Below are 23,679 nucleotides of genomic sequence, written 5' to 3'. Positions count from 1 at the left end.
CATTAATCTTAATTTTTGGATTATGAGTATTCGTACAGAACGCCTGGGAGCAATAATAAAGCGTGATCTTGGTAAAATTATACAGAAGAGTTACCAACAAAGCGGTTCCTTTATTACGGTCACAAAAGTGGATGTTACTCCTGATCTCCTTATTGCCAAGGTATTGCTGAGTGTGTATGCTCCCGGTAAAGATGAGGATGCTATTTTTGCTTATCTGGAAGAACAGAATGCGGCTATCCGCAAAGAGCTGGCATCAAAAATTCGTCACCAGGTACGTCGAATTCCTGAATTGCATTTCATCAATGATAAAACAGCTGAACATGTCGAGAAGATGGAAAAGCTGTTCCAGAAAATTCGAAAAGAGCGAAAGCAGCGCCAAACTAACGAAGACGATGAAGAGTAGGTTTGCTCATGGCAAAAGCGATACCGCTCGAAGAACTGCCAATATTTTCCAATCAAAATTTGCCTGACCCCGATTTTGATTATAACCAAGGGGCCGCCTTTCTTATTAATAAGCCTAAAAGATGGAGCAGTTTCCAGGTTGTCAAATTTTTACGTAAATGCACAAATATTCGAAAAATCGGGCATACCGGTACGCTAGATCCGATGGCTACAGGTCTGCTTATTTTGTGTTGTGGGAAAGGAACACGGACCGTTTCAGCTTTTCAGGAAGCAGATAAAGAGTATATCGCTGAGCTTACTTTCGGCTCATCAACGCCCAGCCTTGATGCAGAAACAACACCGAAAAAACGAGCTCCTTTTGATCACATCACAAGAAATGAAATTGAGCAAGTTTTGAGTGAGGAATTCTCAGGTTTGATAGTCCAAATTCCGCCCATGTATTCAGCACTCAAACATGAAGGTGACCCGCTTTACAAACTGGCGCGAAAAGGAAAAGAGGTCAAGCGGAAGCCGAGGCAGGTAATAATCGAAGAGACAAGAATATTGGAATGTAATTTGCCGCGGCTTGAGTTATATATAAAGTGTAGCAAAGGGACTTATATTCGAACTCTTGCTGATGACTTGGCAACCTCATTGGATACAGCTGGACACTTAACCGCCTTGCAGCGAACAGCTATCGGAAGATATAAGAATGAATACGCATTAACGGTTGAAAAGATGGAAGAGATTTTTTCGATTAAAAACTATGCATCAAATATTGATCTGCATTAATTCAGGACATCAAATTTTAAATACCAATGTCTGAACTTGTTTTTTTAGATAACGTTAAGCGGGAAGACAATACTGTTTTAACAGTAGGAACATTTGACGGAGTTCATGCCGGCCACCGGGCTATTATAGATACTGTTGTAGCCAAGGCTGAGGAGAAGAAAGCCCGAAGCGTTTTAGTTACCTTTGATCCCCATCCAAGAAATATTATAAATCCCGGTGACGATGGTATCAAACTATTGACCACTTTAGAGGAACGTTGCGAAATACTGGAAGAGTTAGGCATCGATCGAATGATTGTTATTCCGTTCGATCGCGACTTTTCCTTATTGAGTTCTGAGGAGTTTATTCGCGATATCATCCACCAAAAAATTGGTGTTAGTGAATTTGTTATCGGTTATGATCATCATTTTGGGCGCAACAGGGAGGGGACCATCGAAACCATTGAAAAACTTGGTGCCGAGCTTAATTTTGATTCATATGTAGTATCCAAACGTGAAGTAGGAGAAAAAACAGTAAGCAGTACAGCTATCAGAAAAGCAATCAGTGAAGATGGAAATATTGAACAGGCCACGAAATTTTTACAACGGCCGTATCGTCTTAACGGAACAGTAGTGCATGGTGACAAAAGGGGGAAAGAAATTGGTTTTCCTACCGCGAACATAAAGCCGGATCATGTAAATAAGATTATTCCCAAAGATGGAGTGTATGCTGTAAGGATTCGTATTAGTGGTAACTGGTTTGATGGTATGATGAATATTGGTACACGTCCGACATTTGATGGAGAAAAGCAGACGTTGGAAGTGCATCTGTTTGATTTTGATGACGATATTTATGGCAAAGAAGTGCAAGTGCGATTTTTTAATCGCATAAGAGATGAGAAAAAATTTAGCGGCAAAGAAGAATTAATTGAGCAGCTAAAAAGTGATAAAAAGCAGGCACAGCAACTGCTTGGCGAGCATTAAAATATTGCAAAATACGGTTTGAACGCTTATCTTTGCTTGCTAATATAAGAACGTTATACATAGTTGTAGAAAAGACAAAAAGAATTTAATTAACACATGGCGATAACAAAAGAGCGAAAAGAGGAACTTGTAGAAAAATATGGTGGGTCAAAGGAGAATACCGGATCTACTGAAGCTCAGATTGCAATATTAACTGAGCGTATTAATGATCTTACGGAGCACATTCAGGAAAACACCCAAGATCATCACTCTCGAAGAGGATTGTTAAAACTGGTAGGGAAACGACGAAAGCTACTCGACTACCTCAAAGATAGCGATATTGAAAAATATCGAGAACTCATTAGTGATTTAGGAATTCGCAAGTAATTTTTTAAAAGGCACGTTTTTAATGACGTGCCTTTTTTTATACTGCACTTTTTGCAGTATTTCCCTTCCTAAGTGATCAAATACAAAGTTTTAAAATCGTTATGTAAAGCTTTGTCCATTTATTTTAAATTTGAATAGAATACAGTATTACGATGAAAGAAGATTTTAAAAGTGTAGAATTTGCACCAGGTAAAACATTATCAATAGAAACCGGCCGTATAGCTAAACAGGCCGATGGTGCAGTTGTGGTTCGCATGGGCGATACCATGGTATTATGTACAGCAGTAAGCTCAAAGGAACCGTCTGGAAAACCCTTTTTCCCAATGACGGTTGACCTCCGCGAAAGTTTTTCGGCGGGTGGTAAGTTTCCTGGTGGATTTATAAAGCGTGAAGGTCGTCCAAATGACAAAGAAATTTTATCCAGTAGACTAATTGATCGTTGTCTCCGACCGTTATTCCCGGACGGCTATACAAACGAAACACAAATTATCTGTTCGGTACTTTCATCCGATGGCGAAAATGACGGAGATGTACTTGGTGCTGTAGGAGCATCTGCCGCCCTGCACATTTCAGACGTTCCATTTGCGGGACCTATCGCAGAAGTTCGTGTTGGACGTATTGATGGAGAATTTGTTGTTAATCCTACCATCAGCGAGATGGAAAACAGTGACATCGATATGATTATTGGTGGAACTGCTGAGAGTGTTTCTATGATGGAAGGTGAAATGGATGAGATTTCTGAAGACGAAATGCTTGAGGCTATTAAAATTGGTCATGAAGCCATCCAAAAGCTGTGTGCTTTTCAGGAAGAGCTTCGTGATGAATTTGGAGTAGAAAAGCGTGAATATGAGCCTGAACCTGTTGATGAAGATCTTAAAAATAAGGTTTACGAACTTGCTGAAGAGCGAATTCGTGAGCATGTAAATATCGGTCTTGGCAAAGAGAAGTATAGCGAAGGTCTTCAGGAAATTAAAGATAGTGTAATTGAAGAACTGATCGAGACGGAAGAATACGCTGAAGAAGAGGATACGATTAATGATATCCTGAGTAAGATTGAGAAGGAAGAGCTCCGCAATATGATTCTTGAGAAAAAGAAACGTATTGACGGTCGTTCTCCGGAAGATATCCGTGATATTTGGACTCAAGTTGGATATCTCGCTCGCACACATGGTTCTGCAATCTTTACTCGTGGTGAAACGCAGGCACTGGTGTCAGTAACGTTGGGTACACAAAAAGATGCGCAGTCTGTGGATACCCTGCTTACGGAAGAAGACAAGAAGTTCTTCCTTCATTACAACTTCCCGAACTACAGTGTGGGAGAAGCCGGATTTATGCGCGGTCCCGGGCGTCGTGAAATTGGTCACGGGCACTTGGCTGAACGGGCTATTGAGCAACTGATGCCCACGTTTGATGAATTTGGGTATGTAATCCGAGTAATTTCAGATATAACAGAATCCAACGGCTCGTCTTCCATGGCTTCTGTATGTGGAGGTTCAATGGCACTTATGGATGCGGGTGTTCCTCTGAAAAAACCTGTTGCCGGTATTGCAATGGGAATGATTGTCGGTGATGATGATCAAGTAGTTCTTTCTGATATCCGCGGTGAAGAAGACTTCATGGGCGATATGGACTTTAAGACAGCCGGTAGCCGCGATGGAATTACGGCTTGTCAGATGGATATGAAAGTAAGCGGTATTTCCTTTGAGAAGCTTGAGGAAGCTCTTGAGCAAGCTCGTCAGGGACGCATGCATATTCTTAACAAGATGGAAGAGACGATTTCTGAGCCACGTGATCAGATTTCTGAATTTGCTCCACAGTTTGTTAAAATGGAGATCGAAGCAGATGATATCGGGTCCGTTATTGGACCTGGTGGTAAAGTTATTCAGACGCTTCAGAAAGAAACCAATACAGAGATCTGGGTTGAAGAAGATGAAGAGCGCGGCAAAGGTAAAATTACTATTAGCGCTGATCAGCTTTCCAATGCCGAAGAAGCGAAAAAACGCATCCAAGGTATTGTTGGTCATCTCGAAGAAGGGGCGACATATCAAGGTACAGTGAAAGCAATTAAAGATTACGGTGCTTTTGTTGAGATCGTGCCTGGTAAAGATGGTCTACTCCACGTTTCAGAAATTAATCACTCCCATGTTGATAATGTGAGTGATGTGCTTTCTGTAGGGGATGAGCTCGAAGTGAAGCTGCTCAAAGTTGAGCATGGCGGAAAGCTTCGTCTCTCTCGCAAGGCGCTGATTCCTAAGGACGGAGACGATAACTAAGCTTATCAGATCTTTATAAAAAAAGAAATACATTTGCGCCATCTCGATTGTTCGGGATGGCGTTTTGTTTTAAATCAGGTATGTCATTTCGAACCGAGCGTAGCGAGGAGAGAAATCTATGTTATATCAAATTGCTAAAAGACGAATACAAAGAACTCTCGTTACACTTGAGATGACGGGTTAGTTTGAAAAGTGGATAATATTTTATGAGTACAACAAAGGATATGAAAGAAATTGATTTTGTAAATAAAACGACACTCGATAATGGTCTCAAGATTGTTACCGAACATGTTGAAAGCGTAAAAAGTGTGGCCGTTGGCATTTGGGCTAAAACCGGAAGCCGTAACGAAGCGCATGAGATGGCGGGCGTCACGCATTTTCTTGAGCACATGCTTTTTAAGGGTACTGATAGCCGCTCTTCGTTCGATATCGCTATGAGTATGGAATCAGTCGGTGGATATTTGAATGCGTTTACGTCATCCGAATATACCTGCTACTATTCCCGATGCTTACACACACAACTCGAGCGGGCGCTGGATGTGCTTTCGGATATGGTGCTGCATCCATCTTTTCCAGAAGATGAGATTGAAAAGGAAAAGAAGGTGGTCATCGAGGAGATGAAAATGTATCGCGATAGCCCTAATGATTACCTGTTTGAGCAGTTTAGTGAACAGGTGTTTAAGGGACATCCACTGGGAAATTCAACGCTTGGTTTTGAGGATACGGTTTCGGCATTTGAGCGTCAGGATCTGTACGATTATATGGATGATCGTTATCAGCCTGGCAATCTATTGGTATCTGTGGCCGGGAATGTAGATCATGAAAAAGTAGTGAAGCTGGTCAGCCAATATTTTAGTGATGTTAAACCGCAAGAAACGGTGGATCAAAATCCGTCGTTGCCGGATTATGAAGTAAGTGATAAGGAACTTATAAAACCAATTGAGCAAACACATTTGATAACAGGGCGTCGAGGTTTGCACTATGATCACGACGATAAATTTAGGTTGTTATTGGCCAATACGGTCTTGGGTGGAGGAATGAGCTCTCGATTGCATCAAAATGTGCGGGAGAAATACGGCTACTGTTATACCATCACTTCCTTTAACCAGTCTTACAGTGATACAGGTTTATATGGCATTTATGTAGGTACGGATAAGGATTATGTGGATCACGTTCGGGAGCTTATTGAGGCTGAATTAGATAAATTAAAGCAGGATCCCATCCCCGAGAAAGAGTTGGCTGAAGCGAAGGCCCAGCTCAAAGGGAAGTTGATGCTCTCGGTTGAAAGTATGAGCAATCGAATGTCGCGATTGGCTAAGAGTGAAATGTATTTTGATCGCTTTGTTACGCTCGATGAACTTCAGGAAAAAATTGATGCTGTGAAAGCCGATCAGGTTCAGACTTTTGCCCAGGATTTCTTTGATAATGAATTGTTTTCTGAAGCTTTGTTGTTGCCTGAAGCATAGGAATTTTCGTTTCGAGTCTGATCAGAAATGATTAGTTTCGAGGGCAATATTTGATCTAAAAGTATTAACAAAATTATTCGTTGAAGCATGGTTTATATCAGTAATTTGTCTGATCACGTTGAAGAAGAAGTAACGCTCAAAGGATGGGTTTATAACTACCGAAGCAGTGGAAGTCTCTATTTTATTGAAATGCGTGACGGTTCGGGTATTTGTCAGTGCGTGGTGGCCCAAGATGCCGTAAGTGATGATACCTGGGAGCAAACGGAAGCGCTTCGTCAGGAAACTTCTCTTGAGATTACTGGAAAAGTAGTTGAGGATGAGCGAAGCATTGGTGGGTATGAGTTGCAGGTAACTGATCTCAATATTTACCAGGTGGCCGAAGATTATCCCATTACACCCAAAGAGCATGGCGTTGAATTTCTGATGGAAAATCGTCACCTGTGGCTCCGTAGTCAGAAACAGTGGGCGGCCATGCGCGTGCGAAACGAAATTATTTATGCCATTCATACTTTTTTCCAGGAACGGGGTTTTGTACAGATGGATGCTCCAATCTTTACTGGGAATGCTGCTGAGGGCACGACCAATCTTTTTGAAACCGAATATTTTGATGATCAGGCTTATCTTACACAATCCGGTCAGCTGTATGGAGAAGCGATGGCCATGGCTCATGGATTAATTTATACTTTTGGTCCGACATTTAGAGCTGAAAAAAGTAAGACGCGTCGCCACTTGACCGAGTTCTGGATGATCGAGCCCGAGATGGCATTTTATGACTTGGATATGAATATGGATCTGGCCGAGGATTTTGTGAAGTTTGTTGTTGAGCGCGTGCTTAATCGACGTCCCAAAGAGCTGGAGATACTCGAGCGTGATACGTCTAAGCTTCGTAAGACCGTGGAAGAGGGATTTCCGCGAATATCCTACACCGAAGCCGTTGAGGAGCTTAAGAGCGACGATATGGCCGCTATGCTCGATCAGATGGTCAAAGATCGTAAGCAGGAGGCAGCGGATCTCAAAGAAGAACGAGAAGAAATAGAAAAAGAACGCGGTCAAGCCAAGAAATGGCGCAAAGCTCAGATTGATGAGCGAGTGATTGAGATCGGAAAACGACTGGATGAGATTGAGGAAGATTTGCGAAACATACCTGACTGGCGTGAGTCTGCTCTCAATTTTGAATGGGGGGAAGACTTTGGGGGCAGCGACGAAACGCTGCTAACGATGAAATATGATACCCCAATTTTAGTGCATCGATTTCCCGCTGCAATTAAAGCCTTTTATATGAAGCGAGATCCCGAAGACGAGAAATTAGCGTTGGCTTGTGATATGCTGGCCCCTGAGGGATATGGTGAAATTATTGGCGGCAGCGAACGCGAAGACGATCTTGAAACGCTTCGTAAACGCATCAATGAGCACGACTTAGACGAGGATGTATTTAGTTGGTACATGGATCTTCGTCAATATGGATCGGTGCCGCACTCTGGTTTTGGCTTGGGATTAGAGCGAACCGTGGCCTGGCTGTGCGGCTTGGATCACGTTCGCGAAACCATACCATTCCCGCGTATGATGGGACGACTTACTCCATAGTGATTTGTTAATCGTTATTGGTTATTGGCTTTTGCCTGATAACCATTAACAAATAACTAATAACCAATTGGCCAAAAAGACCAGCATAGAAATCTATTCCGAAGTCCTTCAGGAGTTAAAATCTGAGGACAGAAAACCGGTATACTTTTTCTATGGGGAAGAGGAGTTCTTTCTGGATAAGCTGCAGGAAGTGGTCGAGGGATTAATTCCCGATGATCAAAAGGATTTTAACTTTGATCTGCTTTATGGCAGAGATGTTACACCTGAGAAGGTACTTTCGATTATTCGCAGCTATCCCATGATGGCCGAGCAACGCGTAGTCATTTTGCGTGATTTTAAAGAGCTTAGCGGTTATGGAGTACAAGCAGAAGGGTACCAGGGAGAGATCAATGATCTAATTCCGTATTTGGAGCAGCCCAATCCCACTACGCTGTTTGTTTGTATTGATTCCAAAAAGCCTTCCGGTCGGTCAAAAATTGGCAAGGCTTTTAAAAAACACTCAGGATTCTACGAATTTGAAGAAGTGCCAGACTACCGCCTACCTGATTGGATTATGAGTTGGGCAAAAAAGCATCACAATAAAAAGATAGAACCGCCGGCCGCCCAGATGCTGTCGCAGTATGTGGGCAATAGCTTGCAGTTACTGTCCACAGAAATAGATAAAGTGTGCACTTTTGTGGACACTTCTGATACTATTACGGAGAGCGAAATAAAAAAAATAATCGGCCTTTATCGTGAATATTCGGTGTTTGAGCTCAAGGACGCCGTATTTGATCGAAACTTGGAAGAGGCCCTGTTTATCGCGGAACAGATGTTGCAACACTCTAAAGCGAACACGGGAGAAATTATTCGTTCCGTGGGGTTCTTTTACAATGTGTTTTCAAACATTTGGCAAATACGCCGGTTAGCTGGACAGGGTAATTCCAAAAAACAAGTTCAAAATACCTTAGGTATCAATAACAATTGGTACTTCAACAAGCTTTGGAAAGACGCTTCAGCATTTCAACTGGCTGATATGCCCAGAATATTTGAAGCACTTCTTGATGCCGATCGAGCATCCAAAGGTTTTACTAAAATGGACCCCTCTACGATACTTCTCCTGATGATCAAACGGATCATTGGTTAGTACTTTTACTATTTCGATTATCGGAAGACTGATGATCCCCGCAATTATTAACTGCAATCAAATAAGGGGTCATTATGCAAGCTGTTTCACGAGCCGAACTTCAGAAGATGTCGGATGAAGACTTGATGGAAAAGTTTCAATCCGGATACGAGCAAGCGTTTAATATTTTGGTAGATCGGTATCAGGATCGATTGCATAATTTCTTATATCGTTATACTCACGATCACCAAGATTGTGAAGATCTGGTGCAGGAGACTTTCTTCCGCGTATTTCGCAGTCGTCACTCCTATGAACGTATTGCAAAGTTTTCTACTTGGATGTATACTATCGCTATTAACCTGGCTAAGAGCTTGTACAAAAAGAAAAAGCGTATGACCAAGGTTACCATTCACAAAGATCCCGATGATTCTGAGGATCGTCCCATGAAGTTGGAAGATTCAGGAATTTTACCAGATGATTCACTCCATGAAAAGATGTGCATGGATCAGCTCGAAAAAGCGTTAGAAGAGCTCAGTGATGATTTTCGTGAGGTGGTCATATTGCGTGATATCCAGCAGTTGTCGTACGAAGAGATCTCTGAAATTGCGGATCTGCCCATGGGTACGGTAAAGTCACGTATTAACCGCGGACGGGCCCAACTGCAGGAATTATTAGAAAATTACGTCTATCCTGAAACAATTTCTGCATAGCACAGTAAGAGGGTAATAGATAAGGTATTGAACTTGTACAATAATCTATTACCCTTTTTACTATGAAACCTACAGCATTTGATAGTGATCGTGTGCTCACTGATTTTTTAACTGATTATTTGGATGGTAACCTGGATCAAGCTGAGCGACAGTCTTTCGAGGAATATTTGTCCCAAAACGAAGACGAGAGAGTATTTGCTGATAAAGCAATGAAAGGTAAAAAAGCCTTGGCTCGTTTTGCGGATAAAATTAATGTACCCTCAGTAACAGCGTAGCCCCGGAAGGACATTTTCAACGGCTTAAAACGATTCAGAACCTAAAGTATACCTGTCATCTTGAATTTGCCGCGTCCCAACTCTTAGGGGTTTCAGGATCTCAATTAATACCAATCAAAAATCTCCTTTAGCTCATTATTGAATGAATCCATATCAATAGGGGTGGGTTCAAATGATTTTCCGGTCAGCTTTTCGTACAGTTCCGTGTATCGATTATAGACCTTAATGCGAAATTCATCAGGAAGATCCGGTAGTGTTTGTCCATCTCTTCCCTGGAAGTCGTGATCCATGAGCCATTCGCGAAGAAACTCTTTAGAAAGTTGTTTTTGTGGTTTTCCTTTTTCAAGTCTCTTTTCGTATTCATTTGCATAAAAATAGCGCGAAGAATCGGCTGTGTGGACTTCATCAATGAGGGTTACCTCTCCGTTATGTAACCCGAATTCGTACTTGGTATCCACGAGGATAAGTCCCTGCTCATTTGCAATCTGTTGTCCACGTTCAAAAACTTTGAAGGCCTTTTCTTTGATTTCCTGCCAAATCTTTTCATCAACAATGCCTTGTTTTAAGATCTCTTCTTCAGAAATATCTTCGTCGTGACCTTCTTCAGCTTTGGTAGCTGGAGTTAAAATTGGTTCATTAAACTTTTCATTTTCCACCATTCCATCCGGCAAAACTACACCGCATAGTGTTCTTTTGCCCGATTTATAAACACGAGCCGCGTGTCCCGTAAGGCAAGCACGAATAACCACTTCAATAGGAATAGGTTCACATTTTTTTGCGATTGTTATATTGGGATGGGGTACGTCAATCACGTGTGTGGCAACCAGGTCATTCACTTTCTCAAAAGAAAAGGCGGCCAGTGAGTTTAAAATTTGTCCCTTGTACGGTATGGCTTGTTTCATGATATGATCGAAAGCCGATATGCGATCGCTGGCTACAATACCGAGTTTTCCATTCCCGAGGTCATATACGTCACGTACTTTTCCCCGATAGGGTTCAGGATAAGTTGGGACATCGGTTTGAGTAATGCAGTTTTTTAAAGCCTTAGCATTATTTAGAGAAGAATTATCCACAAGAGTAATAATTATTTTGATAATAGAGATCAGTGGAAAATCATAAAAACTTACCAGGAATAGAAATGAATTTATTAGATCGTTCTCATTCTATTGTACATTAAATATTTAAAGGAACTATTTTATACCTGTTTAGCATTTAATATAATGCATGTGAAAATAATACGTATTAATGACAGATTTTTTCCGAATACCATACGCGTTGCTGAAGCCTATTTACCAGCGCACTTCTTTTCATCGTTCGGTTATTGAAGAATTGAATGATGAACGTCTTAAAGAGGCCTATGCTGAGTGTCGGGCGATAACTCGGTACCATGCCAAGACATTTTATATGGCGACGCGCTTTTTACCCAATCATAAACAGCGGGGGATCTTTGCTATTTATAGCTTGTGTCGATATATCGATGATCTGGTGGATGAGGCCGAGGATTTATTAGAAAAGCGTGAACTTACCGAAGAAGATATCCGTCTAAAACTGGAATCTTGGAAACAGAAACTTCGAGATACGTACGATGGGAAAGCTCATGATAATGATATTCTTATTGCATTTTCCGATGTATTAAGACAGTATCATATCCCTATTGAAATGCCATTTGAGCTTATGGAGGGTGTTTGTATGGATCTGTTTAAAAATAGATACGAGACCTTTGATGAGCTATATGATTATTCCTTTAAGGTGGCATCGATAGTGGGATTGATGACCAGCCAGGTGTTTGGATATCAATCCCAGGATGCTTTGGGATATGCGGTAGATTTGGGGATCGCCATGCAGTTGACGAATATTTTGCGGGATGTTGGGGAAGACCTGCAACGCAATAGAATATATCTGCCGCAAGAAGATTTGGCTTGTTTCAATGTCTCAGAACAAGAGCTGTTCACTCACCAGCGGACAGAAAACGTTATTGATTTATTAGAATTTCAGATCCAGCGAACGCGCAGATATTATCAGAGATCTGACAAGGGTATAGCTCTGCTGAGCAGTGACAGTCGCTTACCGGTGTATTTGGCTCGGCAAAATTACGGTCGTATTCTCGATAAAATTGAAGAGAATAACTACAATGTATTTGATAAACGGGCATATCTGAATGCCACAGAAAAATTTTCCATTCTTCCCAGAGCATATTATCAGATGAAGGTAGCGCAGTCCTAATTCTATTTTGAAATAGGTGAGATCCGCGTTTACACTAATCAATATGAACTGTTATATTCCATTCAAATTTTATTGCCGACCAAATCAAAATAGAGACTAATGGAAGCTAAAATCGAGAAATGGAGGAGTCCCAGTTTGGGAAAAGACATGGAGCTGGCTATTTATGGAGAGTCAGGAACTCCGGTAATAGGGATTCCGACAAGAGGTGCTACTTGTAAGCAGTGGGATGAGTTTGGAATGACGGATTCCATCTCGTATCAGTTGGAGAATGGATTCAATCAGCTCTTTGTATTATCATCAATTGATGATGAGGCACTGCTGAATAAAAATGCATCTCCCGAACAACGTATTATTCGCCAGCAACAGTACGAATCGTATATTGTTGAGGAGGTTGCGCCGTATATTAAGGATCAAAATAGCATAAAATTTATAATAATCGCCGGAGTTGATTTTGGGGGATATCATGCGATTACAACTGCGCTTAAGTATCCTGATGTATTTGGGAAAGCGATTGGGATAAGCGGTATTTATGATATCAGACCATTTATGGATGATTATTATGATGACGATGTTTACTACAATAATCCTATGGACTTTGTACCCAATCTGAATAAAAAATCTCTACTTGATAAGGTACAGGATATCGATTTTCGGTTGGTAAGTTATGAAGGAGATAAGCGAATTGACGATGCCGTACGAATGGATAACGTAATGCGGATGAAATTTTTAGATCATGACCTCGATATTTGGTCTGATGGAGGTGACGAATGGGATTTGTGGCCACAAATGTTAAAAACGCACATCATTTAAAGAATAGTTATGCCAGATATTAATAAGATATTGGTCGCTAATCGCGGCGAAATTGCTTTACGTGTAATTCGAACATGTAAGGAGTTAGGTAAAAAAACGGTGGCGGTCTATTCAACGCCTGATGCCGATGCGCCACACGTATTACAGGCTGACGAATCGGTGCATATCGGACCTGCTTCGTCTTCAGAAAGTTATTTGGTAATCGATAAAATAATTCAGGCTGCCAAAGATACCGGAGCTGATGCCATCCATCCCGGATATGGATTTTTGAGTGAAAACGGTGATTTCTCTGAGCGTTGCCAAGAGGAGGGAATTATTTTTATTGGTCCCAAGCCTAAGGCGATTCGTCTGATGGGAGACAAGACTGAGGCTCGTGAACTTATGAGCAAGGCCAATGTACCCTTTCCACCCGGAACCAAAAAAGAGCTTGAAGATGTTGAGGAAGCCGAGAAAATAGCCGATGAAATCGGGTACCCAGTGTTGGTTAAAGCCGCGGCCGGTGGTGGTGGAAAAGGAATGCGTATTGTGAACAATAAAGACGAATTCAGATCGGGTATTAAAGCGGCAAAGTCCGAGGCACGTAATTCTTTTGGTGATGATCGGGTATATATCGAAAAGTATTTGGTTGAACCCCGTCATGTCGAGTTCCAAATTATTGCCGATGAGCACGGAAATACCCTCCATGTATATGATCGGGAGTGTTCTATTCAGCGACGCCATCAAAAAGTAATTGAGGAAGCGCCGTGCTCTATAATGACACCCGAATTGCGATCAGAAATGGCCGATGCAGCTATTGCTGCTGCCGAAGCAGTAGACTATGTTGGAGCGGGAACGATTGAGTTTCTGGTAGATGCCGATCGCAATTTCTATTTCCTCGAGATGAATACGCGCCTACAGGTAGAGCACCCGGTAACCGAGTTAATTACGGGATTGGATTTAGTAGAACTACAGATATTAGTGGCTGAAGGTAAAGAACTGCCCATGACGCAGGATGATATCCAAATGAAAGGTCATGCCGTGGAATGTCGAATTTATGCCGAAGATCCGAGGGATAACTTTCTGCCAAGCACAGGGACGTTGACGAAACACCGCATTCCTTCGGGTAGTGGAGTGCGTGTTGATTCCGGAGTGGAGGAAGGGCAGAAGATAACTATTAATTATGATCCCATGATTTCAAAACTATGTTCTTATGGCAAAAACAGAGAGCATGCCATCCAAAGAATGCTTAGGGCACTAGATGAGTACGAAATAGCGGGATGTCGAACCACCATACCATTTTGCAAGTATGTATTAAATCACGAGTCATTTACCTCAGGGAATTACGATACCCATTTTGTTCCCGATCACTTTAGCAGGGAAAAAATTGATGCGGTAATGGCGGATGAAGATAATGTTAAAGCCCTGGCAGCAGCACTGTTCAAAATGGAAGACAGTGGACAGGAAGAGGAGCAGAAGCTCAAAAATAATTCCCAAAATGGGGCATACTCAAAGTGGTGGAAACACCGCAGTAAGAAGAAATAATGAAATCACTTATTAAGATTGAGGAGCTGGCGATGTTTCTATTCGCCGGCTTTTTATTTTGGAAGACTGAATTTGCTTGGTGGTGGTTTCCGGCTTTGCTGCTGTTACCCGATGTAAGCATGATCGGATATGCAATTAATAACAAAACAGGAGCATATCTCTACAATTTGGTTCATCATAAAGGATTAGCTCTTCTGGTTTATGTAATAGGATTCTTTATGGGATCTGCAGCTCTAGAATTAGCAGGGATTATACTATTTGCACACTCTTCAGTGGATCGCCTCTTCGGATATGGATTAAAGCATATTGATTCTTTTCAAAATACGCATCTCGGAAAAATAGGGGAGTCATAAATAATTTTTATCCATATTGGTATTTGTTGAAAGCCTTATTTGAATAGCTTTTTCTGTTATCCCTAAAACCGCTTAACTTAAGCGAGTCGAAGAAATCATATTAATAACAGTGATTATAGCGTGAAGGAAGAAGACCAAGAGCTTTTTGATCAGTTAAAAAAATTGGATACAGAGCAGCGAAATCCCAATACCAAGAAAATAGATGTTGCAGATTCGCTGGAAATAGCACGTCTTATTAATGCCGAGGATAAGAAAGTTGCTGATGAGGTTGAAAAGAAGCTTCCGCAAATAGCACAGGCTATTGATTTAGTGAAGCAAGCATTTGATGAGGGGGGACGCTTGATCTATGCAGGAGCCGGTACCAGCGGAAGATTGGGAATACTTGATGCAGCCGAATGTCCACCTACTTTTGGTTCTGATCCGGAGCAGGTTGTAGGATTGATAGCAGGAGGCAAGGATGCTGTTTTTGAGGCCCAGGAGGGGGCCGAAGATTATGAGAAAAATGGTCGGGAGGCTTTGGCAGATATTGATTTATCATCTTCTGATATTGTTTGTGGATTGGCTGCAAGCGGACGTACGCCTTATGTGCATGGTGCGCTCAAAGCAGCTCGTGAAAAGGGCTGTCATACAATTTTTGTAACGACTGTTCCGGGCTCTCAGATTACACTTGAAGTGGATGTGTTGATTGATATTCCTGTAGGACCTGAAGTAATTATGGGAAGCACCCGCATGAAAAGTGCTACTGCTCAAAAAATGGTGCTAAACATGATTACAACGGGAGCAAATATCCGGAGAGGAAAAGTCTATGAAAATGTGATGGTTGATCTGCAGTTATCCAATCAGAAATTACATGAGCGTTCAAAGCGAATTATTATGATGTTTACGGACCTTGATTATAAGGAGACGGAAAAGTTGTTGCATTCGGCCGATGGTCATGTTAAAACAGCTTTGGTTATGGCACTGGGAGGACTGAACAAAAAGGAAGCAAAAAAAAGATTAGAAGAGCATGATGGTTTTATCCGTAAGGCGCTGAAAGACATAAGGACGTGACTGAGTTAATTCAGTACTGATAATTCCAAGTATTAGCGTTTTTGGTAATTGCTTGTATTCCAATAATTAATTGAATGATAACCCACTATTTATTCGTTAATACAAAGAATTTTAACCCTTACCATTCATTTAGATATCCGTAAATAATTTTGTCTGATCTTAATAAATATATCGAGGGCAATGAAAGCGGATATCGAATTCGTGTTTTGACGGCTATTGCTGTTATAGAATTATTTGCTATTGCTATCTTTAATCTTTGGCCTGTCAGCAAATCAACCTCATCGGGTCAGCAAATTGATTTTTCGGAGGACGCCATTGCCCTTGAGGATGTTGTGCGAACTGAACAGCAAAACAGCCCGCCGCCTCCACCTAAACCACAAGTCCCCATACCCGAACCTACTGATGAAGTGATAGAAGAAGATCCTATTGTGCTCGATGATTTAAACGTCAGTGAATATTCCGACTCCCTTTCTGTTGAAATGATTGGCAGTGAGGGAGATGCTGATGAACCGGTATCAAGTCCACAGGTAGCTCCACAAGTCATCCATATTGTTGAACCCACGGTTCCCGATGCCGCAAAAAAAGCAGATATCAAAGCTGAAATATGGGTGAACTTTTTAGTGGACACAGAGGGAAAGGTTGAAGAAGCCAGTATTACTGAAATTGTGTTGTATGATCAAGAGTCGGGAGAAAAAAGAAAGGTGGATCGTATTAACTATGGACTTACAGAAGCTACACTTACCGCTGCTTTACAGTGGAGATTTCGTCCGGCCAGGAATAATGGAAAACCCGTTAAGGCTTATTCCAGACAAATCTTCACCTATGGATTTTAACGTTGAAATCAGATAGAAATTAACCTATATTTGCGACTCTTTATTGGAGAGGTGGCCGAGCGGTCGAAGGCGCACGCTTGGAAAGCGTGTGTGCGTCTAGCGCGTACCGAGGGTTCGAATCCCTCCCTCTCCGCACAACTATGTTTAGGCTTTGTTGGGCAGGCTAATAAAGGCTTGCCGGACAAAGCCTTTTCGTTTTTGCGGAATTTTCCTTAGCATTAATCAAGAGTGAAAAAAGTCAAAAAAATATTGGCTTTGTCTTTAGCATTCCTGATTTTATCAGTGGACTTTCTTTGAGTTGAACTACATCATTCAGTGTCACAGCGAAGGTATTGGGATATCTCTATTGAATAAGATGACACTTAATAAATTATATTATTAAAAAGACGGTTAGGAAAGATGAAGAATTCGCTTCCCAATATTCTTGTGTTACTCTTGGTAATTTCCAGTTGGTCCTGCGAACAACCAGAATCTCCTGATTTTAAGGTAACTAATCAGTTTGAGATTCCATTAACGATGGAAAAGACGTATCAGTTTCTGGGTGCTAATAATGCGCTTATTGACACTACGAAAGAGAACTTTGAAGACATATTTGATACGGATGGAGAAGGGTTGGTACGAGTAGTTAAAGAACAGGGTTTTAACTTTGGTGATTTGAACGATGCCATTCCGGTAGTAGGTGCATTGACAGATACTGTTGATTTAGCTGTTCCCCCATCCACAGGATCCCAAACGGTCACTGCCAGTGGAAGTTCCAGTATTGATAATAACAGCTTTGAATTCCGGAATGATTCAGACCATTTTGTTGAAATGGGGAGGGGAGAGTTAGCAATAAATGTTACGAACGGTACTGATGTTGCTATCGATCTGGAAATATCTTTTCCTGAGATTCAAGATCCCAATGGATCTCCTTTAATTATTACTCTTAATGATATTTCAGCAAATGAAAGCATTTCCAACTCTTATGATTTAGCAGAGCATCGTATTTATGCGGGAGAAGATAATGAGATTGATTTTGACATAACGGTAACAACGAAAAGTTCCTCGTCGCAAGGGGGTCAGAAACTCGTACGATTTCGAAACCGATGAGTAGGTGTTTAAATAGATATTGGTAACGTCCAAATCGCTAGAGCTGAGGGGTATATCGTTCCTAAAAATGTACTGCTTAATGAAGATGTCACCGGCGAAGGTGAACTGGATGTATTTAACGATAACGAAGCGGAAGTTACAGATATCGATGGTATAAGTGATATTTCTAATCGCATTTCCGATATTACTTTTACCAATCCTATTTTACGCACGCTTTATAATTCAAATCTGGGAGTAAATACTACGGTTTATGCTGTTATTGTTGGGACCAAATCGAATGGGGACCCCGTTTATTTATATGGGGATGAAAATTCGCAGTATCAGGTAACAGATTCAGAAATTCCGGATGCACTTACGGTTAACGGAGCTCCCGCTGATAAAGAGCAGGTAATTAAGTTTCCGCTCAATGTTGTGGATAATCCAAGTCCGGATGAGGGAGAGGACGGAGCCAATGAATTTAACGCGGACAATTCGAACAGCCCCGCTTTCTTTAGTAACCTGCCTACCAATATTCGATTTGTCGGAGTAGCGTGAGGTTAATGAATCAGGAAGAAACCGGTGACATGTGGTAAATCCGGTTATTTTTGATCAGTCGTTAAATGTAGAGCTGCCCTTTAATTTTTCGGCTGAAAACGCCACGTATCAAGATACCGTAGATGCCAACTTTAGTGATATTCCCGAGGAGAATGAAGATCGCAAGCTTTCCGAGGCAACGATGACTATCAACTATACAAATGGACTGCCGCTTGAATTGAGTTTAAATGTGATCATGCTTGATGGAGATGGAAATGAAATTACCAATAAAAGTGATATCGTCATAAATGGAGCTTCGACTAATGAGGATGGTTTTGCTTCCGATGCCGCACAAAGCGAATATGAGATTAGCTTCTCTGAGAATGAGATGAGTGAATTACACCGCACCAGAGCTGTGGTAATGGAAATCACAATTAATACGCCACAACAGCAGTCCGTGAGTTTAAGAGAGGACGACGCTGTTACCTTTAATGTGAAAGTGAGAGCTGGAATAACCTCAACAATTAACTAAAGGGATAAAGGATTAGGTTATGAATTTTTTAAAGCAATTAGCTTCATTTTTGATAGTGGCAGGATTAATTATTGGTTGCGGATCGGCAGCTCAGGCGCAATCGGGTCATTACTCGGCGCAAAGCTTAGGGTTGGGGGGATCCGGCACCGCATATCTTGATACGTATCATGCAAACTTTGTTAATCCCGCGAACCTTATGCTCAATGCAGATACCAAACCTTCAACTTCTATTGGCTTGTTGGGAGGTCTTTCGGCCATGGCCGGGGGACCATTGATGAACATTTCGGTGTATAACCGGCACTTTACCAGCGGTGACGTAGTAGGTCCAGGAGCACTTGATGAATGGTTTGGTACAGCAATGGGAAATAGTCGGGCAATGGGTATGGAGGTTGATGTGATACCGCTTGCGGGAGCATGGCGGGGAGAAAAAATGGCTTTTAGCCTTGCCTTTAGAAACCGAGCACTTTTATCCGGATCTACAAATAGAGGATTTTCTGAAGTACTGCTTACAGGTATAAGGCAGGAACGTTTTTCTGAGCCGGAACCCGTTAATTTTAGCAGTAAAGGAATAGCATTTAGTGAAATTTCAGCCGGCTTTTCTTATCGGCTGTTGGAAATTCCGACGCTTTTGGGGTTTGGTGAGAATATAAAAGTATTTGCAGGTGTTGCCCCGAAATTTCTTATAGCCCATTATACATCGAGCATTGATTTTAATTCTACATTGCAAGTCACGGATAATGAAGTAATTCACGATTTTGCCTATACATTTACCTCCGTTGGAGAGCTGACCAATCAATTTGAGGATTACTACCAAGCCCGGCAAGATCCTAACTTTGATGGAGAACTCAGTGATTTTGTTGATCCGGATGGAGCAAGTTTTACAGAAGCACAGGGTTCAGGTTTTGGGCTTGATATGGGCGGAACTGTAGAAATGGATTTGGCCGGACCCTTAAAAGAGGCTTTTTCTTGGATTGAAGGGGAGAAAAAGTTGCGGGTCGGTCTTTCAATAACAGATATCGGAAGTATTACTTACGACAGTAATGCCGGTCAATTTTCAGCTGATGAAACGTTTACCTGGGAGGGCATTGACATCGAAAATGGGTTGTCTGACAATTTCGCTGATAGTGTGCGACAAGAGATCTATCAGAATTATGAGCCATCTGATGATAAAGAAATTACTGAAAAGCTACCTACAAAGCTCAATTTTGGAGCTCAGTTACAAGCCGGAAAACTTGGTTTTGCTTTTGATTTGCAGAAAGGGTTGTACGAAACAGGTATGAATAGTCCTCGTTTAGCTTTAGGATTGGGAGCTGAATACAAATTGTTTAATATTGTCCCGCTTCGAGTAGGATACAGAACGGGGGGATTAACTTCTTCGAGTATTACCTTTGGTACGGGAATAGAGCTTCGCAATTTCGAATTTACCGTCGCCGGTTTAACGGTGCCAAATTCTGAAAACAGGGGATCGGGTATGGGAGGTGCTTGGAGCGGTCTGGTGATACGCTTCTAACACCTAAGGATTGTAATCAAAACGGGAGAGTGTAACTTTTGGATACAATGGAACTTGTTCAGTAAGATGGGTGACGTAGTGGTTGGCTAAAAATTTTCCGTAAAGTAATCCCTTGGAACCTAATCCGGTAAATACATGTAGATTTTTATACTCCGGATGTTCCCCCAATATTGGTTTGTAGTTGGGGGTAGAGGTGCGAACGCCGGCCCATTGATCAACAACTGTAGATTGGTCTTCAAGTAGTGGTAGCGTTCGTCTCAGGCGTTTTCTAAGATAGGATTCACCTTCATCATCAGGTTTTACATCCAGAAAGTCATGTTCGTAGGTGCTTCCCTGAATGAATGTATCTTCTTCATCAAGTCGAGCAATATATCCAAGGCTTGAAATCGAGTGAGAGAAAGAAAGGGAATCATTTTCTTTCTTAAATTTTGCTACCTGTCCTTTAATGAGGTTTATAGGCAGCCAATCCCAGTACTTGGTTTCTTTGGTGAAGTGTCCCGTGGCATAAATCAGGTGCTTGGCTATAATTATTTCACCTTCGATGACAATTTTCCACTTATCTGTAGTTTGTTGATGAATTTCTTTGGGATCATTGTTCGTGATTATTTCTATACCAGCTTCTTCCAAGTATTTGGCATATGCTACCATGTAGCTTCCTACATCTACGGTTAAACCAACAGGTAACCATAACCCACCATCCACGCAGGTAATGCCCGGATGGATCTCTTGAATTTGATCCTTGGTTTTCCATTCACACCAGCCATCAGGCCAGGATGTGTTTTCGTACTGATCTTTCATCTTGCGCGCCATTTTTTCATAGAGGGCAGGGCGCAAGAGACCGTTTTTTTTATAAAAAGATTGGTTAGAGTAGAATTGTACTTTTTCCAGGTTCTCTGCGATAGCTACATAACCTTGTTCGGCTTTCCACGATTTTTTTGCGCGTCTGCCCGTAGCGGGATTAACCAATCCACCGGGGGTACCTGATGCGCCAGATCCAATGTCATTCTTTTCAACGACTAAACATTCAATATCGCGTTCAGATAAGGCATCTGCTATAGATAGGCCTGCAATACCACCACCCAGGATGCAAAAATCAATATGTCGATTCATGAATCAAGAAACTAAGATAAAAGGTCTGCTGATGAGACTTTTTGAGCTCCTTTTTCTAACATCTCTTCCCAAGCCTGATCTACAGATCCTTCAATATCAATTCCCTTAACGGCATCCTCGACTACAAAAACATTGAAGCCTTCTTTGATGCCATCAACGACTGACCATTTAACGCAAAAGTCGGTTGCTAATCCCACGGCATAGAGCGTATCAATATTACGTTCTCTCAGGTAACCGGTGAGGCCGGTTGTGGTACTGTCATCATTCTCGTAGAATGCCGAGTAAGAATCGATATCTTTTCTAAATCCTTTACGAATGATTAATTGAGAACGAGTGGTTTCAAGATCAGCGTGAAAATCAGCTCCCTGGCTACCCTGCACGCAGTGATCGGGCCAGAGGACCTGTTCCCCGTAAGGCATTTCAATAGTTTCAAATGGTTCTTTTCCTTGGTGAGATGAGGCAAAGGAGGAGTGACCCTCTGGATGCCAGTCCTGTGTTTGTATGACGACATCAAATTGTGCAGAAAGTTTGTTAATAGTTGGAATAATTTGATCACCGTTTGGAACTTCAAGCGCTCCACCCGGACAAAAGTCGTTCTGAACATCAACAATTAAAAGAGCTTTCATAATACTATCGTTAACTTTTATTCTTCATTTGTTTTGTTAGATCATCACGTAAATTCATCAACTTTTTGCTAATACCCACTTTATAAATATGTGGATTGTCAAAACGTTTATGTTCGGGAATTAATTTAGTTAGCCTCTGTCTAGCATATGAAGCACTTTCTTTGGGGGTAGGGATATCGATAGTCGGCTTCCCATCACGCATCACATTATGTAATAAATCTTCTTTGTTAAAGGTGGTTACCGTAGCATGCTTGGCAGGATAGTGGGGGTGATAAATTGTTTCAACGTTTTCCTCTTGATTAAGAACAATGCCATCACCATAAAAAGTACCATCATCGCCGCTGTACCGTATCACTTTCTTGCGACCGGGTAGCGTAATTTTCTCAATATTTTCAGAGATTTTCAGCTTTGGTTCATTATTGACGGATGCCAGTTTATAAACACCGTCCAAGGCGGGACTATCCTGTCCCGTAACAAGACGAGTGCCAACGCCAAAGAGATCAATAGGAGCATCCTGACTTAATAAACTTTTTATAAGTCGCTCGTCAAGTTGGTTGGATGCTGCAATTTTAACGTATTCCAATCCGGCTTCATCAAGCTGTTTGCGTGACTGGCGGGAGAAATAAGCCAAGTCGCCACTATCTAATCGGATACCTTTTAGTTTATATCCCTCTTTCTCTAGCTCTTTAGCCACTTTTATCGCATTGGGTACTCCACTGTTAAGAGTATCATAGGTATCGACCAGTAGAATACAATTATCCGGATAGTATTCGGCATATTTCCGAAAAGCGGTAAGTTCATCGTCAAACGATTGTATCCAAGAGTGAGCCATGGTACCACTGGCAGGAATATCATCTTGAAAAGAGCTGTATACGTTTGAGGTAGCCTCAACGCCACCAATGTAGGCCGCCTTGCTCGCTTGAATACCGCCATATCCCTGAGCACGCCGCAACCCGAAATCGAGTACTTTCCGATCACCTGCAGCATATTTCATCCGCGACGCTTTTGTGGCAATTAGAGACTCGAAGTTCAGAATATTTAACAGTAAGGTCTCCAAAATTTGAGCTTCAATAATATTTCCCTCAACACGGACAATTGGCTCACGGGGAAAAACGATTTCTCCTTCTTTCGCAGCAAAAATATCGGCTGAAAATTCGAAATTACGTAAGTAATTGAGAAACTCTTTTTGAAATCCCTGTTTGGCCAGATATGCAATTTCATCCTCGTAGAAACGAAAATCTTTCAAGATTTTGAGAAGATCTCCAAGACCGGCAAAAATAACATATCCTCCATCAAAGGGTAGGTCGCGAAAGAAGTAATCGAAGGTGGCTTCATCATCTTGTCGTCCTGCCAAAAAATACCCCTGAGCCATTGTGAGCTCATAATAATCAGTATATAATGCAGGGCGCTCAAGTAATGTTGATTGGTCGGATTGGACTAAACTCATAATATATTTGCTGTTATAAATTAAAACCAAGGGAAGATAACCAATACAATATAGAAGCTGTAACTATTTTGCTGACTAATAGGTTAGAAAGAGTACAATTGTAAATCTCTTATTTTGTGAAAGTATTGCGTAAATATTTTTGTCTAAA

At 41.6% G+C, this 23,679-nt stretch carries 23 protein-coding genes and 1 tRNA gene; 20 read left to right on the top strand and 4 right to left on the bottom strand.

What is annotated here, in order from left to right:
* Positions 1-22: 22 nt before the first annotated feature.
* The 10 genes from rbfA (at position 23) to U5J89_RS07835 (ending at position 9,914) form a co-directional block, all read left to right on the top strand.
* Positions 23-403 (top strand): 30S ribosome-binding factor RbfA, encoded by a 381-nt coding sequence (rbfA, locus tag U5J89_RS07880; protein ID WP_322575063.1) that lies wholly within the window; start codon positions 23-25, stop codon positions 401-403.
* 8 nt (positions 404-411) lie between these two features.
* Positions 412-1,173: a tRNA pseudouridine(55) synthase TruB gene (truB, locus tag U5J89_RS07875; protein ID WP_322575062.1), complete on the top strand. Its 762-nt coding sequence runs from the start codon at positions 412-414 to the stop codon at positions 1,171-1,173.
* 26 nt (positions 1,174-1,199) lie between these two features.
* Positions 1,200-2,135: a bifunctional riboflavin kinase/FAD synthetase gene (locus U5J89_RS07870; protein WP_322575061.1), complete on the top strand. Its 936-nt coding sequence runs from the start codon at positions 1,200-1,202 to the stop codon at positions 2,133-2,135.
* Between the two features lie 96 nt (positions 2,136-2,231).
* Positions 2,232-2,501, top strand: a complete 270-nt coding sequence (gene rpsO, locus U5J89_RS07865; RefSeq protein ID WP_322575060.1) for a 30S ribosomal protein S15 — start codon at positions 2,232-2,234, stop codon at positions 2,499-2,501.
* Positions 2,502-2,653: 152 nt separating this feature from the next.
* Positions 2,654-4,774 (top strand): polyribonucleotide nucleotidyltransferase, encoded by a 2,121-nt coding sequence (gene pnp / locus U5J89_RS07860; RefSeq protein WP_322575059.1) that lies wholly within the window; start codon positions 2,654-2,656, stop codon positions 4,772-4,774.
* A 206-nt stretch (positions 4,775-4,980) separates the two neighbouring features.
* Complete coding sequence (locus tag U5J89_RS07855) at positions 4,981-6,240, top strand: pitrilysin family protein (protein WP_322575058.1); 1,260 nt, start codon at positions 4,981-4,983, stop codon at positions 6,238-6,240.
* An 87-nt stretch (positions 6,241-6,327) separates the two neighbouring features.
* Positions 6,328-7,824, top strand: coding sequence for an asparagine--tRNA ligase (locus U5J89_RS07850; protein WP_322575057.1), 1,497 nt, complete (start codon positions 6,328-6,330; stop codon positions 7,822-7,824).
* A gap of 67 nt (positions 7,825-7,891) precedes the next feature.
* The gene (gene holA / locus U5J89_RS07845; protein ID WP_322575056.1) at positions 7,892-8,950 is read left to right on the top strand and encodes a DNA polymerase III subunit delta; all 1,059 of its coding nucleotides are present in this window, start codon (positions 7,892-7,894) and stop codon (positions 8,948-8,950) included.
* A 74-nt stretch (positions 8,951-9,024) separates the two neighbouring features.
* Positions 9,025-9,639: a sigma-70 family RNA polymerase sigma factor gene (locus U5J89_RS07840; protein WP_322575055.1), complete on the top strand. Its 615-nt coding sequence runs from the start codon at positions 9,025-9,027 to the stop codon at positions 9,637-9,639.
* A gap of 62 nt (positions 9,640-9,701) precedes the next feature.
* Positions 9,702-9,914: a hypothetical protein gene (locus tag U5J89_RS07835; RefSeq protein ID WP_322575054.1), complete on the top strand. Its 213-nt coding sequence runs from the start codon at positions 9,702-9,704 to the stop codon at positions 9,912-9,914.
* Positions 9,915-10,018: 104 nt separating this feature from the next.
* Here the strand turns inward: U5J89_RS07835 and U5J89_RS07830 are convergent, their stop codons facing one another.
* Positions 10,019-10,987: a phosphoribosylaminoimidazolesuccinocarboxamide synthase gene (locus U5J89_RS07830; protein ID WP_322575053.1), complete on the bottom strand. Its 969-nt coding sequence runs from the start codon at positions 10,985-10,987 to the stop codon at positions 10,019-10,021.
* A 172-nt stretch (positions 10,988-11,159) separates the two neighbouring features.
* On the opposite strand from U5J89_RS07830, the gene U5J89_RS07825 reads away from it, so the two are divergent.
* From U5J89_RS07825 to U5J89_RS07780, 10 genes are all read left to right on the top strand, one after another.
* On the top strand, positions 11,160-12,137 hold the full coding sequence (locus tag U5J89_RS07825) for a phytoene/squalene synthase family protein (protein ID WP_322575052.1): 978 nt from the start codon (positions 11,160-11,162) through the stop codon (positions 12,135-12,137).
* Positions 12,138-12,236: 99 nt separating this feature from the next.
* Positions 12,237-12,947: an alpha/beta hydrolase-fold protein gene (locus tag U5J89_RS07820; protein WP_322575051.1), complete on the top strand. Its 711-nt coding sequence runs from the start codon at positions 12,237-12,239 to the stop codon at positions 12,945-12,947.
* A 9-nt stretch (positions 12,948-12,956) separates the two neighbouring features.
* The gene (gene accC / locus U5J89_RS07815) at positions 12,957-14,468 is read left to right on the top strand and encodes an acetyl-CoA carboxylase biotin carboxylase subunit (protein ID WP_322575050.1); all 1,512 of its coding nucleotides are present in this window, start codon (positions 12,957-12,959) and stop codon (positions 14,466-14,468) included.
* Positions 14,468-14,821 (top strand): DUF4260 domain-containing protein, encoded by a 354-nt coding sequence (locus U5J89_RS07810; RefSeq protein WP_322575049.1) that lies wholly within the window; start codon positions 14,468-14,470, stop codon positions 14,819-14,821. Before accC ends, U5J89_RS07810 begins: the two co-directional genes overlap by 1 nt.
* A gap of 120 nt (positions 14,822-14,941) precedes the next feature.
* On the top strand, positions 14,942-15,871 hold the full coding sequence (murQ, locus tag U5J89_RS07805; protein WP_322575048.1) for an N-acetylmuramic acid 6-phosphate etherase: 930 nt from the start codon (positions 14,942-14,944) through the stop codon (positions 15,869-15,871).
* 149 nt (positions 15,872-16,020) lie between these two features.
* Complete coding sequence (locus U5J89_RS07800; protein ID WP_322575047.1) at positions 16,021-16,704, top strand: hypothetical protein; 684 nt, start codon at positions 16,021-16,023, stop codon at positions 16,702-16,704.
* A gap of 45 nt (positions 16,705-16,749) precedes the next feature.
* A tRNA-Ser gene (locus U5J89_RS07795) sits at positions 16,750-16,837 on the top strand.
* Between the two features lie 266 nt (positions 16,838-17,103).
* Complete coding sequence (locus tag U5J89_RS07790) at positions 17,104-17,793, top strand: hypothetical protein (RefSeq protein ID WP_322575046.1); 690 nt, start codon at positions 17,104-17,106, stop codon at positions 17,791-17,793.
* A 565-nt stretch (positions 17,794-18,358) separates the two neighbouring features.
* Entirely contained in the window at positions 18,359-18,838 is a 480-nt protein-coding gene (locus U5J89_RS07785) for a hypothetical protein (protein ID WP_322575045.1), read from the top strand.
* 19 nt (positions 18,839-18,857) lie between these two features.
* Positions 18,858-20,348, top strand: a complete 1,491-nt coding sequence (locus U5J89_RS07780) for a DUF5723 family protein (RefSeq protein WP_322575044.1) — start codon at positions 18,858-18,860, stop codon at positions 20,346-20,348.
* A 3-nt stretch (positions 20,349-20,351) separates the two neighbouring features.
* Here U5J89_RS07780 and U5J89_RS07775 read toward each other — a convergent pair whose 3' ends face one another.
* The 3 genes from U5J89_RS07775 to U5J89_RS07765 are packed head-to-tail and all read right to left on the bottom strand — an operon-like array spanning position 20,352 to position 23,531.
* Complete coding sequence (locus tag U5J89_RS07775) at positions 20,352-21,458, bottom strand: FAD-dependent oxidoreductase (protein ID WP_322575043.1); 1,107 nt, start codon at positions 21,456-21,458, stop codon at positions 20,352-20,354.
* An 11-nt stretch (positions 21,459-21,469) separates the two neighbouring features.
* The gene (pncA, locus tag U5J89_RS07770; RefSeq protein ID WP_322575042.1) at positions 21,470-22,084 is read right to left on the bottom strand and encodes a bifunctional nicotinamidase/pyrazinamidase; all 615 of its coding nucleotides are present in this window, start codon (positions 22,082-22,084) and stop codon (positions 21,470-21,472) included.
* Between the two features lie 10 nt (positions 22,085-22,094).
* Entirely contained in the window at positions 22,095-23,531 is a 1,437-nt protein-coding gene (locus U5J89_RS07765) for a nicotinate phosphoribosyltransferase (RefSeq protein ID WP_322575041.1), read from the bottom strand.
* Positions 23,532-23,679: the final 148 nt, after the last annotated feature.

This window comes from Fodinibius sp. (genome assembly GCF_034521915.1).
Lineage (GTDB): Bacteria > Bacteroidota > Rhodothermia > Balneolales > Balneolaceae > Fodinibius.
Note: the sequence above shows the minus strand (reverse complement) of the source record. Positions and strands in the feature narration are given on the sequence as shown.